Below are 13,093 nucleotides of genomic sequence, written 5' to 3' on the forward strand. Positions count from 1 at the left end.
TCAACGTTCTGGGCGCCATGCGCCGTTGTCCATGCTGCTGACCAGCGTGTTGACGGCGTCGCGAATGGCCAGATCCAGAACTTTGCCGTTCAGCGTGGCGTCGTAACCAGCGGTGCCGCCAAAGCCAATGACTTCACGTTCGGACAAGCTGTATTCACCCGCGCCTTGTGCCGAATGCACCACCTCGGAGGTGAGGGTGTTGACGATGTTGATGCTGACTTTGGCATAAGCAATTTGTGTTTTGCCACGACCCAAAATGCCAAACAGTTGACGGTCACCCACGTCTTTGCGACCAAACTCGGTCACGTCGCCCGTGATGACATAGTCAGCGCCTTTGAGGCTTTGGGTTTGATTTTTCAACGCAGCTTCTTGTTTGATTTCACTCATCACGCTGCGATCCAGCACATTGAAGCGGCGCGATTGTTGGAGATGCGTGACCAAAATGGTTTGAGCTTGACTGCCCATGCGGTCTTCGCCATTGGAGAACACGCCGCGCATGAAAGAGGAACGGTTGTCAAATTTGCCCACAGACACGGGTACTTTGGCCGCCGTGCTGGGAATGGCGGCTGACTCGACCTTTTGAATCGGCAATGTGCGAGAGCCTTCCTGGACGCAGCCCGCCAAGGTCAGAGATGCAATGGACAGGAGAAGAAGTTGTTTCATGATTGATTTGTAGGAGATTTGTGAACTATTTGGAATTAATTGTCATTTTAGTGCGTCACATGGCTCTGAATAACTGTGCATACAGTCGGCTGACACCCAATGACTCGTTTTGACCTTTCAGGCGCAAACTCAGGCGCCCCGAATCGTCGCGGGTGACCGACTCGATGGCCGTGGCGCGCACCACGCTGCCCCGGTGGATTTGCCAGAACACTTGTGGGTCCAGGCGCTGCATGAGTTCCTTGAGCGGGGTGCGCAGCAGCACCTCATCACCGTTCAGCGTGAACACGCGCACGTATTTGTCGGCCGCCTCCAGCCGCAGCACATCGTCCACAGGCACCATGCGCAGTTGGTTGCCTTGGCTGGCTTGCAGCAGTTGAAGCAGTTGCAGGGGGGCCTCGGGTTTGGCGGCTTCGGTGGACGCGCTCAGCAAGGCGCGCAGCTGGTTGAGCACCGGGTCCAGCTGGGCGCTGGTGTCGGGGCCGGGTTGCCGCTGGCTCAGGGCGTTTTGCAGCCGCGCCACGGTTTGCGCCAGCCGGTCAGCACGCACGGGCTTGAGCACGTAGTCCACGGCCTGCGCATCAAAGGCCTGGATGGCGTATTGGTCGTAGGCGGTCACAAACACCAGCAGCGGAAAGGCTTGGGTTTCGGGCCATTCTTCGGCCACTTCGGCGGCAGCTTCGAGCCCGCTTTGGCCCGGCATGCGGATGTCAAAAAACAGCACATCGGGGCGGTGTTGCAGCGCCAGTTGCACGGCGCTCAGGCCGTCGCCTGCGATGGCCACGAGGTGGATGTCGGGCCATAAGGCGCGCAGTTCATTCGCCAGGGTTTGCGCCAGCAGTGGTTCGTCTTCGGCGATCAGTGCAGAGGGGGTTGTGTTCATGCGATGAAGGTTGTTGCTCAAGTTTTGTAGGTCGGTGGCTTCAGCCCCGACATGAACCCTTTGCCGATGCCAGCCATGTCGGACCTGAAGGTACCGACCTGCGAAGGAATGTCTTTTGTCGGACCCAAAGGTACAGACGTGCGAGATGGGTGGGTGCCAACATTTCAGACTTCTGCGAGCGGGACCTCTAAAGGCAAAGTCAGCACTAAAGGCAAAGTCAGCACCACGCAGGTGCCGCCCGTAGGCACGGGGCTGATGTGCATGCCAGCGCGTGGGCCATACAGGGTGTGCAGGCGTTGGCGCACATGGGTCAGACCCCAAGATGTGCTTGGGCGGTCGGTGGCGGGCGTCAAAGGCCGGGCCGATTCAGCCAGCGCCAGTTCGCTGATGCCGCTGCCGTTGTCGCGCACCGTCAGAAGCAGTTGCGCGCCGTCGGTGTGGGCTTGCACCTCGATGCGGCCACCGCTGACTTGTGGCTCCAGGCCGTGGCGGATGGCGTTTTCTACCAGCGGTTGCAAGATGAAGCTGGGCACCTGGGAGGTGGCCAGCGAGTGTGGCAGGTCAAGGTCAAACGCCAGACGCGGCCCCATGCGGATCGACATCAGGCTCAGGTAATCGTCCAGTCGCGACAACTCCTCAGCCAAGGGATGCAGGGGTTGGCGGGAGGCCTGCAGCGTGGTGCGCAGGTAGTCGTTCAGGTGGTCCAGCATCGCCAAGGCACGTTCGGTGTCGTGCCCGATCAGCGCCCGCAAATGCGCCAGTGTGTTGAACAGCATGTGCGGCTCGAGCTGCGATTGCAGCAGCATGAGCTGTGCTTGCGTCACCTCTTGGGCCAAGGCCTCGGCCTTGCCGCGTTGGAAAAAGAAAGTCACAAACCCGGCGCTGATGACAATGGCACTGACCAGCATGCCGACAAAGCGGTTGGTGTTGAGACGCCACAAATCCCAGGTGGACCAGCCCGCATACGCATCACCCACCAGCGTGCCCAAAACATAGCCTATGGGTACGCCGATCAGCAGCATCAAGCCCGCACGCAGCGCGGGCGGCCAGTAGTACGGCGCTTGGGAACGCAGAACGCCCTTGAACGCAAACCGCGCCATATCGGTGAACAGCCAAATGAAGGTGGAGATGGCGTAGGCATACACCAGTGACATGTCAAAACTGTGCGGCATGCCATCGCCTTTGCGACCTATCCAGGTGGCCACCGCAATCGGCAGCGCCGCCGCCCACACGGTCAGCAGACGTTTCAGCAGAGGTTTGCGTTGATCGACGGGCAGCCAGGCGAGGAGGCGGTTCATGTTCATGGGCTTCAGAGCTTTTGCTTGAAGAATAACGCGATCTGGTCGAACGCCTTTTGGCGTGCTTCTGGGCTGAAGTCGGGGTTGGGCAAACCGCCACGCACTTGGGTGGCGGCCACGGTTTGTGCCACGCTGGCAGGCCAGGGCGAGAGCCAGTCAAAGTGTCCGGCCTTGGGGTGGTCGGACAAGGTGGTGCATGTTTTGCAGTGCCGCAAAACATGCTGACTGTGGAAGCGGGGCACCAGCACGCCATCTTGGCCCGCCGTCGTCAGGCCCACAGGGATGCGGATGCGCGAGAGGCTTTCGGGGGCGAAGATGACCCCGACGGGTACGGCGAGGCTGACGGCGACCACACGGGGGTCGGGGCGGGGGTCTCTGGATGCGGTGGGGCTTGCTCCGCCGTGCAGGGTTTTGAAACTGGCCGAGGCGCTGGTTTCGGTCAGCATGCGGCCCATGGCAAATTGGCCTTTGCGCAGGGTTTGTTGCGCGGGGTGCTGGGCCAAACCGTTCAAACAAAAGCCGATGTCCTCGTCCAGATGCTGCGCACAGTGCTGGATCAAATTCAACAGGCGCCATTGCGCCCCGGCCAGCACCAAGCCGGTCACGCCACCCGCCGACATGCCGTGCACACCCACGCGGCGGGTGTCCACCAGCGGGGCCAGCGCCGGGTCATGCGCCACGGCGTCGATGGTGTCACTCACGTCTTGCGGGCGGGTTTTCCAGCTCTCGGGGCCAGCGCGGCTGAAGTCTTGCCAGTTGTCACCCCGGTGCTCGGGCTGCGCCACCACAAAACCGGCGCGGGCCAGCGTGGCGGCGAGCGCGTGGTCAGGCAAGGCGCTGCCTGCTGAGCCGTGCGATAAGACAATCAGTGCCCGTTTGCCTGATGCCACTGCCAGTGGCTGTGCATTGCTGGCGACCTGAACCGTGAATGCGCCCTGGGTGACGGGCTGGGCCGTTGCCGCAGTGGGATAGACGAGGGTGATGGGCATGTTGCCCGCCTGGATCTGGCGCATGCCCACGGAGGTGACTTGGGCCTGGCTGGCGCTGGCTGCCAGCAAGGTAAAGGTGCAAGCCATGCGGGTGAGGGTTTTCAGGGGGGTGCTCATGGGGTTAGTTTTGCGGTAGGTCGGTGGCTTCAGCCCCGAAGTGTGTGGGTATTGCTCAGGTTCATGTCGGGGTCTTCGACCGCCGACCTACGGGGACTGCGATAGGTTGGCGGCTTCACTCGTAGGTCGGTACTCGAAGAGTCCGACGTTTGCTTGCTCAGGCACCACTTCATGAAACAGGTTTTAAGCCTGTGCAACCAGCGTCGGGGTTTTTGACCCCCGACCTACGGGGAGCAGGCCTGCATCAGACGCGCTGGTTCTGGCGTGCGGGCAAGTTTCAACAGCCGCAGGGCTCTGGCGTTGAGCCAACCTGAGAACAGGCCATACAAGGCGCTGAGGCCGATGGCCGCTTGCAAGCTGTGCAGCTGGTCGGGCGCGGTGGCGTTCAGCATGCCCACCTGAAACTTGCAGGCAAAGATGGCCATGAACAAGGCCAGTGGCAGCCAGCTGCCGGGCACGGTGAAGCGCCGGGTGACTGCGTCGTAGCTCGCGCCTGCCGGGGCAGCGCCTTGGCCCAAGCCCCAGGCCACCAAGCTGCAAGTGGCGGCCCAGCTGAACAAGCCCACGGCCAGCCAGGGCGTGGGCCGCCACTGCTGGACGACCCCCACCAGCGTGAACACCGTCAGCCCGATGTTGATGCCCAAAAGCCGTTGCTTGGGGATGTGCCGGGTGCGTGTTTGCAGCAGGCCCAAAGCGATCAGGCCGATGAGCAGACCGAAAACCCAGACGGGGATGTGTTGGAGTGTTTGCATGGATTCTTTTTGTGTGTGGTGGATTAAATCAAGCCCAGCCAGTCAGACCAGATCAAATGGCCCAGGTAGCGCCTTGGCAGCAAGGTGAATGCGCCAGCGACGAGACACGCACTGACGTACAGCCGCTGCATACTTTGGCGGTGGCCCTGAACGTTGCCTTGAAGCAAATACACAAAGGCGCGGTACAACATGAAAAACGTCAGCGGAATGAACAAGTGAATCGGTGTGTACCCTGCCAGATTGGGCAATTGGAAGTCGCGTATGAACAGGGCACTCACGGCCGCCGCAACCATGAAGGTGACCCAGGCATAGCCCATGGCGCGGTGCAGGCGCGGGCGTGTGGTTCGGCCTAGCCGGGCCCACAGGGCAAAGGGGCCGAGCACCACGGCGGTGATGGCGGCGCTCATGTGCACAGCGATAAGGGGTGTCAGTTGCATGTTTCGTCCTGAAGCTTTGATGTGGCCGTAATGTGCCTGCGGGGTGTCCACAGGTAAATGGGGTGGCGATGAAAGCCATTGGCCCGGGCGCAAGATGCAAATGTGCGGTGCGAGTGGCAGCCGATGTACGCGGCTTGGCCGGTCAAAGCGCACTCTGAGGCGATAATCCACCCCAGATTTCAGGAGTGTTTGTGGATTCTTTATTGCTGCTCAAAGCCGCCGTGATGGGCTTGGTCGAAGGTTTGACCGAGTTCTTGCCAATTTCTTCAACCGGTCATTTGATCCTGGCCGGGTCTTTGTTGGGGCTGGATGGGGAAAAAGACAAAGTCTTTGACATCGCGATTCAGACTGGCGCGATCTTGGCCGTGATCATCGTCTACTGGCAAAAACTCAGCTCAACCCTCAAAGCTTTGCCGCACTGCGCAGCGGCGCAGCGTTTTGCCTTCAATGTGTTCATCGGCTTTGTGCCTGCCGTGATTTTGGGTTTGCTGTTGGGCAAGGCCATCAAAGCGCATTTGTTCACGCCGGGCGTAGTGGCCAGCACCTTCATCATCGGTGGCTTCATCATCTTGTGGGCCGAGCGTCGCCCGGCCAGCACGGTGCGCATTCACGAGGTGGAAGACATGCGCGGGCGCGATGCCCTCAAGGTGGGTTTGGTGCAGTGTTTGGCCATGATCCCGGGCACCAGCCGCAGTGGCGCCACCATCATTGGCGGTATGTTGCTCGGCTTGTCGCGCAAGGCGGCGACTGATTTTTCGTTCTATCTGGCGATCCCCACGCTGATTGGCGCAGGGGCATACAGTCTGTACAAAGAGCGCGCCTTGCTCAGCATGGCCGATGCGCCGATGTTTGGCGTGGGTTTGCTCTTCTCGTTCTTGAGTGCTTGGGTTTGCGTGCGCTGGCTGCTCAAGTTCATCTCCAGCCATAGCTTTGAGGTGTTTGCCTGGTACCGGATCGTGTTTGGTCTGGTGGTGCTGGGCACCAGCTACAGCGGCTGGGTGACCTGGGCGGCTTGAATTTTTCAGATACCTGTCGGGGTCTTCGACCGCCGACCTACAGGCGGCAGCGATCCGCCCGACATGATTTGTCGGCCTTGTAGGTCGGCACTCGCAGAGTCCGACGCTTATCGGCTCGGCGCAAGCCGCATGAATCAAGCACCCAGATTGCGCAGTGTCGCTTCGATGGCCGCCGCCGTGGCCAGGGGTTTTTCCATGGGGAACAGGTGTGAGCCGTCGAGCATCATGATGCGGCCTTTGACCAGCTTGTGGGTCAGCTCAGCACCCGCCTGGCGCATCTCGGCGGAGTGCGTGCCGCCAATGAAGGCGGCGGGGCATTTGAGGGGTTTGCGTTTGAGCAGGCTGTCGAGTTTGTGGGGCAGGCTGTTGTAGATCGCCGTTTCCACATCGCGGTCAAAACTGAGCACGCGCTGGCCGCCTTCGTCGTGCGTGCCGTGCTCGATGTAGTCGCGCAAGACCTGCGGGTCCCAGCGGGCAAATGATTTTTTGTGCTGAAAACTCTCCAGCGCGGCCTGTGCGCTGGGCCAATGGTTGCGGCGCTTTTGGCTGATGCGCCCGGGTGACAGCGCCCCGATCAAAGGGGTGCGTTTGGCCAGGCCCAGCGTGGTGGCACGCCAGCCGCCTAGCACGGGCGAGTCGATCAGCACCACGCCACGCGCCAGTTCGGGGTGACGGGCGGCGCACATCAGGCTCAGGATGCCGCCCAGTGAGTGCCCCACCAAAAATGCGGGTGCACCATTACCCTGCTGGGCACGCGCAAAGTCGGCCAGTTGCTGCACCAGATTCGGCCAGTTGTTGGTGACGGGGTAATCGGGGTCGTGGCCAAATTTTTCGATCGCATCGACTTCAAACCCGCGCTGGCGCAGGTTGTCAAACAAGACACGGTAAGTGCTGGCCGGAAAGCTGTTGCCGTGCGAGAAGATGATGCGGGCAATCGCGGCCATCAGATCAGCTTCTCGTCCGGCGTGGTGATCTTCTTGAGCAAGGCGTTACGCACCGGCGGCACCATGAGCGGGATATCGGTCGCGCCGCCGTTCCACATCGGGTCTTCGATGCTGTCGAACATCTGGCGCAGCTTGTCGCCCCAGCTGCTGCGCAGCATCTGAAAGTAGGGGTTGTGCTCGTCGATGCACATGATGCGGTCGGTCTGCAGGCTGCCCGCTTTGTAGACCACCATGTCCAGCGGCAAACCCACCGACAGGTTGGACTTGAGGGTCGAGTCCATCGACACCAAGGCGCATTTGGCCGCTTCGTCGAGCGGGGTGTCGGGGGTGATGACGCGATCCAAAACGGGCTTGCCGTATTTGGATTCGCCAATCTGGAAGTAGGGCGTCTCGTCGGTGGCTTCGATGAAGTTGCCGGGCGAATAGACCTGGAACAAGCGCATGCCTTCGCTGCCGATTTGGCCGCCAAAAATCATGGACACGTTGAACTCCACACCCGAGGCCCGCAGGGCGGCGGCATCGCGCTCGTAGACGCGGCGCACGGCGGCACCCAGCACGCGGGTGGCGTCGAACATGCTCTTGGCGTTCCAGATGGTGAGCGGCTCGTCTTGGCCGGGTTCGACCAGTTTTTCGATTTGCAGCACTTCGCGAACCGATTGCGAAATGCTCAGGTTGCCCGCCGACAACAGCGTCATGAAACGGTCGCCCGCTTTTTCATAAACGATCATTTTGCGGAAGGTGCTGATCTGGTCCAGGCCCGCGTTGGTGCGCGAATCAGAGAGGAACACCAGACCGGCGCGGGTTTTGACGGCAACGCAATAAGTCATGAATCAACTTCAGGTTAATTTTTGGGCAGCAGGCGCTGCAAGGCATACAGGGCATCGAGCGCCTCGCGGGGGCTCAAGGCGTCGGGGTTGATTTGGGCCAGGGCCGCCTCGACAGCGGTGGGGCCAGTGGCTTCGGCTTCAGGCGGTGGGGCAAACAGGTCCACCTGAGCGCGTGCATCTTGGGCGCCCGATTCGAGCGCGCTGAGCGCATGGCGTGCGTGGTTGAGCACGGCCGCAGGCATGCCCGCCAGCCGTGCCACTTGCACGCCATAGCTCTTGCTGGCGGGGCCCGGTTGCAGCTCGTGCAAAAACACAATCGACGCGCCCGATTCGGCCGCGCTCACGTGCATGTTGACGGCGGCGGTGTGCGTGGCCGGGAACTCGGTCAGCTCAAAGTAGTGCGTGGCAAACAAGGCAAAGGCCTGTGTTTTGTTGTGCAGGTGCGTGGCGATGCCGCTGGCGAGAGCCAGGCCGTCAAAGGTCGAAGTGCCACGGCCGATCTCGTCCATCAAGACCAGGCTGTGCGGCGTGGCGCTGTGCAAGATTTGCGCGGCTTCGGTCATCTCCAGCATGAAGGTTGATTGGGCGTTGGCCAGGTCGTCGGCCGCACCGATCCGGGTGTGGATGGCGTCAATCGGCCCCAGGCGGCAGCGGCTGGCGGGCACATGGCTGCCGATGCTGGCCAGCAGCACGATCAGGGCCACTTGGCGCATGTAAGTCGATTTACCGCCCATGTTGGGGCCGGTGATGACCTGCAAACGCTGGCGCGAGCCCAATACCGTGTCGTTGGCGATGAAGCTGGCACCCGACAGCTCGGCCAAGCGTGCTTCGACCACCGGGTGGCGGCCACCGCGAATCTCGATGCAGGGCTCTTTGGTGAATTCGGGCGCGCACCAATTGAGGGTGAGCGAGCGCTCGGTCAGTGCGCACAGCACGTCCAGGCTGGCCATGGCTTGCGCCAAAGCGGTGAGCGCGGGCACAAAGGGCTGCAGCTGGTCGAGCAGGCCTTCGTAGAGCCACTTTTCGCGGGCCAAGGCGCGCTCTTGTGCTGACAGGGCTTTGTCTTCAAAGGTTTTGAGCTCGGGCGTGATGAAGCGCTCGGCGTTTTTCAGGGTCTGGCGGCGGCGGTAGTCATCGGGCACTTTGTCCAGTTGCCCTTGCGTGACTTCGATGTAAAAACCGTGCACCTTGTTGAACTGCACACGCAAGTTGGCAATGCCGGTGCGCTCTTTTTCGCGGGTTTCCAGGTCGAGCAAAAACGCATCGCAGTTGGTCTGGATGCCGCGCAGCTCGTCCAGCTCGGCGTCCAGGCCGTCGGCGATCACGCCACCGTCGCGCACCAGCGTGGCGGGCTCTTCAAGCAAGGCCATGTGCAGCAGCTCTGCGCAGTGGGCAGGCGGCGTGAGCCAGCGGGCCATGCCAGCCAGCAAGGTGCCGGGCTCGGGGTTGAGCGCCTCCAACTGCCAAGACAGCGAAGCCGCACGCGCCAGTGCGTGGCGCAGGGCCACCAGCTCGCGCGGGCGCACTTGGCGCAGCGCGGTGCGGGCGGTGATGCGCTCTACATCACTTGCCCCTTTGAGCTGTTCGCGCAGGCTGCTCCACACGCCAGCACCGCTGTCGCCACGCAACACGGCTTGGGCTTGCAGGCGGTCGTGGGCGGCTTGGCGGTCACGCGGCGGGCTGAGCAGCCAGCTTTTGAGCAGGCGGCTGCCCATGCCGGTCATGCAGGTGTCGAGCAATGAAAACAGCGTGGGTGAATCTTCACCGCGCAGGGTTTGCGTCAGCTCCAGGTTGCGGCGCGTGCTGGCGGGCAGGTCAATGAGTGCGTCAGAGCGCTGCACCTGCACGCGCTGCACATGCGGCAGGCTGCGGCCTTGGGTGTGTTCGGCGTAAGTCAAAAGCGCCGCAGCGGCGGCTTGAGCGTCGCTCAGGGTGTCGGCGCTCCAGGCGGCCAGCGAGGCGGCTTGCAGTTGCTCCAGCAGCTTGCGCTGGCCCAGACCTGCATCAAACTGGAAATCGGGCCGCAGGGCCAGTGCCCAGCTGCCGCGCCCGGTGGTTTTAAGGCCTCGCAGTTTTTGCTCAAACGTGGGGGTCATGCCCGCGCTGGCCAGCAGTTCGCTGGGGCTGATGCGGTCGATCCAGTCGGCCAGTTCGTCTTGCGCGCATTCGGCCAGGTGCACCACGCCTTGCGTGACGCTGAGCCACGCCAAGCCGCAGCGGTTTTTGGCCGCTTGGTGTACGGCCAGCAAAATCGCTTCGCTCTTGTCGGACAGCAGCTCGGTGTCGGTCAGGGTGCCGGGGGTGACCACGCGCACCACTTTGCGCTCCACCGGGCCTTTGGCCGTGGCCACATCGCCGACTTGTTCGCACAGGGCCACCGACTCACCCAGCTTGATCAGACGGGCCAGATACGTCTCAACCGAATGGAAGGGCACGCCCGCCATGACCACCGGCTGGCCAGCGGACTGGCCCCGGCGCGTGAGGGTGATGTCGAGCAGGCCAGCGGCTTTTTCGGCGTCGGCAAAGAACAACTCGTAAAAGTCGCCCATGCGGTAGAACACCAGCGTGTCAGGGAACTCCGCCTTGATGCCCAAATATTGGGCCATCATGGGGGTGTGGGCTGACAGGTCGGGTGAGGGCTTGTGGGCGGGGGAAATATCGTTTTGCATCAATGACTTGGCCAATTTTTTCAGCGATGACATGTGGCATCGCCAGAAAGTGTCCCGTGGGGTGACCGGGCATTTTGGCTGGTCAAATTATCTTTAAAAATGCCAACGATAAATTTTGAGCGCGAAATTTATTGTTTTCAAAGGCCAAGCCGCCGTAAAGCCACCGTCAAGACGGGCTGGCTTCATGGCTTTGGGCCGACAGAGTCGGTCACCATTTGCCGGATGCGCCTCCGCCGCCAAAGCCTCCGCCACCGCCTCTGAAGCCCCCGCCCGGGCCGCCTCGTCCACCGAATCTAGCCCTGAGCAGCCCGCTGATGCCCAACACCGTGGTCATCATGGTGATGCCGCCAGCGACCAGGGCCATGGACAGCACGCCCAGCAGCAACCAAGTCAGCGTGCCGACAATGGCTGCGGTCATGATGGCCCCAGGAATGCGGCCCAAGATGGCGCGCAAGACAAAGCCGAGCAGGGCGCCCGCCACAATGATCCAAGTGATGTCTCTGTAAGGATCGGTGGATTTACCCACCACTTTGGCGGGCAAGGGCTCGCCGTCGACGACGCGCATCATGCGCCGCATGCCGGCAGAGATGCCGCCTGCGTAGTCCTCTTGGCGAAAGTTGGGGGTGATGATGTCTTCGATGATCCGTTTGCTGGTGGCATCGTTCAAGGCGCCTTCCAGCCCATAGCCCACTTCGATGCGCACGCTGTGATCGTCCTTGGCCACGACCAGAATGGCGCCATCGTCCACATTTTTGCGACCCAGCTTCCACTGCTCGGCTACGCGCAGTGCATATTGCTCAATGGTTTCGGGTTGGGTGGTGGGCACCATCAAAACGGCCAGTTGACTGCCCTTGCGAGACTCGAATGCCGCCAGCGCCTGGTCGATCTTAGTGAGTTGCTCTGGGGTGAGGGTGTGGGTCAGGTCCATGACGTGACCTGTCAGGGGTGGAACCGGCACCTGCGCATGCGCCGGCACAAGCCCGCCCACCAGCGCCCAGAGCACCAGCCCACACGAAAACACACGCCGCCACATGGTCACTGCACCGCGCTGGAGCTGGGGGCTTTGGGAGGCGGCGCGCTGCCACCGAAATGGACTTCGGGTGGTTTGGCCAAGGCTTGTTCGTTTTCCACCGAAAAGTTGGGTTTTTCCTTGTAGCCCAGCACCATGGCCGTCAGGTTGGAGGGGAAGGAATGCACGGTGACGTTGTAGTTCTGCACGGCCTGGATGTAGCGGTTACGCGCCACAGCGATGCGGTTTTCGGTGCCTTCGAGTTGGGCTTGAAGGTCGATGAAGCCCTGGTTGGCACGCAAGGCGGGGTAGTTTTCTGACACCACCAGCAAACGCGACAAGCTGTCTGACAGATCTTTTTGGGCTTGCTGGAATTTTTGAAAGGCTTGCGGGTCGTTCACCAGTTCGGGCGAGGCTTGTATGGCGGTGGCTTTTGACCTGGCCTCCACCACCGCTTTCAAGGTGCCTTGCTCAAAGTCGGCCTGGCCTTTGACCACATTGACCAAATTGGGGATCAGGTCGGCCCGGCGCTGGTATTGGCTGAGCACCTCGGACCAGCTGGCTTTGACCCGCTCGTTGCTGCTTTGAAATTGGTTGTAGCCGCAACCGGACAGGCTCAAGGTGGCGAGCATCAGCAGCAGGGCGAGCCATCGGGGGAATGCATGTGTCATGGGGGCCTCAAAAAGTGAGTGGGGGCGGTTCCTGATCGCAACAGATGGGGCAGCCTAAACAGACAGGCGGGGTATCACTGTGCGGCAGCAGACACGGTCAGTCACAGTACAGACGAGGGTCAGGGGTGTTTCAACAATGGGTGTTCTCTCAACCACTGAAAGAAACGCATGAAAACAGACAAGCAATTGCAAACAGATGTCATGGCAGAACTCTCCTGGGATCCCTCCGTGAATGCGGCGCACATCGGTGTCGAAGTGGAGCAAGGTGTGGTCACTTTGTCGGGGCATGTTGAGAACCTGACTGAAAAGTGGAGCGCAGAGCGTGTGGTCAAGCGGGTCAGTGGTGTTCGCGCCGTGGCCTTTGATCTGGATGTGAAGTTGCCAGAAACCGATAAACGCAATGACACGGACATTGCCGTGGCGGCCATCAATATCCTGGAGTACGCCAGCTCGATTCCCAAGGGGGCGATTCAGGTGACCGCAGAAGATGGTGTGCTGACACTGCGCGGGGATGTGGCCTGGGACTATCAAAGGCAAACTGCGGAGTCCTTGCTCGAGGGGCTCAATGGGGTGCGCAATGTGATCAACCTGGTATCGGTCAAACCCAATGTGAGCCTGTCAGCCGTGAGGTCTGAAATCGAATCGGCCCTCAAGCGACGCGCATACCTGGATGCTCAGGAAATCCAGGTCACGGTGGAAGGTGATGTCATCACCCTCAGCGGCAAGGTGCACAGCTGGACAGAGAAAAATCTGGCCATCAATTCTGCCTGGGGCACACCGGGCGTGCGTTCAGTGGTGGACAAGCTGTCGTTCGTTTGACG

13 protein-coding genes are annotated in these 13,093 nt (G+C 61.3%); 2 read left to right on the forward strand and 11 right to left on the reverse strand.

Annotated features, from left to right (window positions below; genetic code table 11):
- From B9Z51_RS13550 to B9Z51_RS13575, 6 genes are all read right to left on the reverse strand, one after another.
- Complete coding sequence (locus tag B9Z51_RS13550; RefSeq protein WP_108375575.1) at positions 1 to 663, reverse strand: CsgG/HfaB family protein; 663 nt, start codon at positions 661 to 663, stop codon at positions 1 to 3.
- Between the two features lie 55 nt (positions 664 to 718).
- Positions 719 to 1,543, reverse strand: a complete 825-nt coding sequence (locus B9Z51_RS13555) for a LytTR family DNA-binding domain-containing protein (protein ID WP_108375577.1) — start codon at positions 1,541 to 1,543, stop codon at positions 719 to 721.
- A 164-nt stretch (positions 1,544 to 1,707) separates the two neighbouring features.
- The gene (locus tag B9Z51_RS13560; RefSeq protein WP_158272895.1) at positions 1,708 to 2,841 is read right to left on the reverse strand and encodes a sensor histidine kinase; all 1,134 of its coding nucleotides are present in this window, start codon (positions 2,839 to 2,841) and stop codon (positions 1,708 to 1,710) included.
- Between the two features lie 11 nt (positions 2,842 to 2,852).
- On the reverse strand, positions 2,853 to 3,947 hold the full coding sequence (locus B9Z51_RS13565; protein WP_108375581.1) for a prolyl oligopeptidase family serine peptidase: 1,095 nt from the start codon (positions 3,945 to 3,947) through the stop codon (positions 2,853 to 2,855).
- A 224-nt stretch (positions 3,948 to 4,171) separates the two neighbouring features.
- A complete protein-coding gene (locus B9Z51_RS13570; protein ID WP_108375583.1) occupies positions 4,172 to 4,699 on the reverse strand; it encodes a DUF6622 family protein in 528 nt (175 codons plus the stop codon).
- A gap of 23 nt (positions 4,700 to 4,722) precedes the next feature.
- Positions 4,723 to 5,136, reverse strand: coding sequence for a DUF2306 domain-containing protein (locus tag B9Z51_RS13575; protein WP_108376009.1), 414 nt, complete (start codon positions 5,134 to 5,136; stop codon positions 4,723 to 4,725).
- Between the two features lie 191 nt (positions 5,137 to 5,327).
- Between B9Z51_RS13575 and B9Z51_RS13580 the strand changes: the two genes are divergently transcribed.
- A complete protein-coding gene (locus B9Z51_RS13580) occupies positions 5,328 to 6,152 on the forward strand; it encodes an undecaprenyl-diphosphate phosphatase (protein WP_108376010.1) in 825 nt (274 codons plus the stop codon).
- Between the two features lie 134 nt (positions 6,153 to 6,286).
- On the opposite strand, the gene B9Z51_RS13585 is transcribed toward B9Z51_RS13580, so the two are convergent.
- The 5 genes from B9Z51_RS13585 to B9Z51_RS13605 form a co-directional block, all read right to left on the reverse strand.
- Positions 6,287 to 7,096 (reverse strand): alpha/beta fold hydrolase, encoded by an 810-nt coding sequence (locus B9Z51_RS13585; protein ID WP_369959229.1) that lies wholly within the window; start codon positions 7,094 to 7,096, stop codon positions 6,287 to 6,289.
- Positions 7,096 to 7,923 carry a proteasome-type protease gene (locus B9Z51_RS13590; protein ID WP_108375585.1) on the reverse strand — a complete coding sequence of 276 codons (828 nt, stop codon included), beginning with the start codon at positions 7,921 to 7,923 and terminating at the stop codon, positions 7,096 to 7,098. Before B9Z51_RS13590 ends, B9Z51_RS13585 begins: the two co-directional genes overlap by 1 nt.
- Positions 7,924 to 7,937: 14 nt before the next feature.
- Entirely contained in the window at positions 7,938 to 10,592 is a 2,655-nt protein-coding gene (mutS, locus tag B9Z51_RS13595; protein WP_108376012.1) for a DNA mismatch repair protein MutS, read from the reverse strand.
- A gap of 208 nt (positions 10,593 to 10,800) precedes the next feature.
- Positions 10,801 to 11,625, reverse strand: coding sequence for a YgcG family protein (locus B9Z51_RS13600; RefSeq protein WP_199227540.1), 825 nt, complete (start codon positions 11,623 to 11,625; stop codon positions 10,801 to 10,803).
- A 2-nt stretch (positions 11,626 to 11,627) separates the two neighbouring features.
- Entirely contained in the window at positions 11,628 to 12,272 is a 645-nt protein-coding gene (locus B9Z51_RS13605; protein WP_233254968.1) for a LemA family protein, read from the reverse strand.
- A 168-nt stretch (positions 12,273 to 12,440) separates the two neighbouring features.
- Here B9Z51_RS13605 and B9Z51_RS13610 point away from each other — a divergent pair, with 168 nt between their 5' ends.
- Complete coding sequence (locus B9Z51_RS13610; protein ID WP_108375589.1) at positions 12,441 to 13,091, forward strand: BON domain-containing protein; 651 nt, start codon at positions 12,441 to 12,443, stop codon at positions 13,089 to 13,091.
- Positions 13,092 to 13,093 lie beyond the last annotated feature (2 nt).

This window comes from Limnohabitans sp. T6-5, from assembly GCF_003063315.1.
In the GTDB taxonomy this organism is placed as follows: domain Bacteria; phylum Pseudomonadota; class Gammaproteobacteria; order Burkholderiales; family Burkholderiaceae_C; genus Limnohabitans_A.

What these genes read in the sequence shown, in the direction of transcription:
- B9Z51_RS13550 (WP_108375575.1), bottom strand. Translation starts at nt 663, where the DNA reads ATGAAACAACTTCTTCTCCTGTCCATTGCATCTCTGACCTTGGCGGGC.
- B9Z51_RS13560 (WP_158272895.1), bottom strand. Translation starts at nt 2,841, where the DNA reads ATGAACCGCCTCCTCGCCTGGCTGCCCGTCGATCAACGCAAACCTCTG.
- mutS (WP_108376012.1), bottom strand. Translation starts at nt 10,592, where the DNA reads ATGCAAAACGATATTTCCCCCGCCCACAAGCCCTCACCCGACCTGTCA.
- B9Z51_RS13555 (WP_108375577.1), bottom strand. Translation starts at nt 1,543, where the DNA reads ATGAACACAACCCCCTCTGCACTGATCGCCGAAGACGAACCACTGCTG.
- B9Z51_RS13570 (WP_108375583.1), bottom strand. Translation starts at nt 4,699, where the DNA reads ATGCAAACACTCCAACACATCCCCGTCTGGGTTTTCGGTCTGCTCATC.
- B9Z51_RS13565 (WP_108375581.1), bottom strand. Translation starts at nt 3,947, where the DNA reads ATGAGCACCCCCCTGAAAACCCTCACCCGCATGGCTTGCACCTTTACC.
- B9Z51_RS13590 (WP_108375585.1), bottom strand. Translation starts at nt 7,923, where the DNA reads ATGACTTATTGCGTTGCCGTCAAAACCCGCGCCGGTCTGGTGTTCCTC.
- B9Z51_RS13575 (WP_108376009.1), bottom strand. Translation starts at nt 5,136, where the DNA reads ATGCAACTGACACCCCTTATCGCTGTGCACATGAGCGCCGCCATCACC.
- B9Z51_RS13600 (WP_199227540.1), bottom strand. Translation starts at nt 11,625, where the DNA reads ATGTGGCGGCGTGTGTTTTCGTGTGGGCTGGTGCTCTGGGCGCTGGTG.
- B9Z51_RS13610 (WP_108375589.1), top strand. Translation starts at nt 12,441, where the DNA reads ATGAAAACAGACAAGCAATTGCAAACAGATGTCATGGCAGAACTCTCC.
- B9Z51_RS13605 (WP_233254968.1), bottom strand. Translation starts at nt 12,272, where the DNA reads ATGACACATGCATTCCCCCGATGGCTCGCCCTGCTGCTGATGCTCGCC.
- B9Z51_RS13585 (WP_369959229.1), bottom strand. Translation starts at nt 7,096, where the DNA reads ATGGCCGCGATTGCCCGCATCATCTTCTCGCACGGCAACAGCTTTCCG.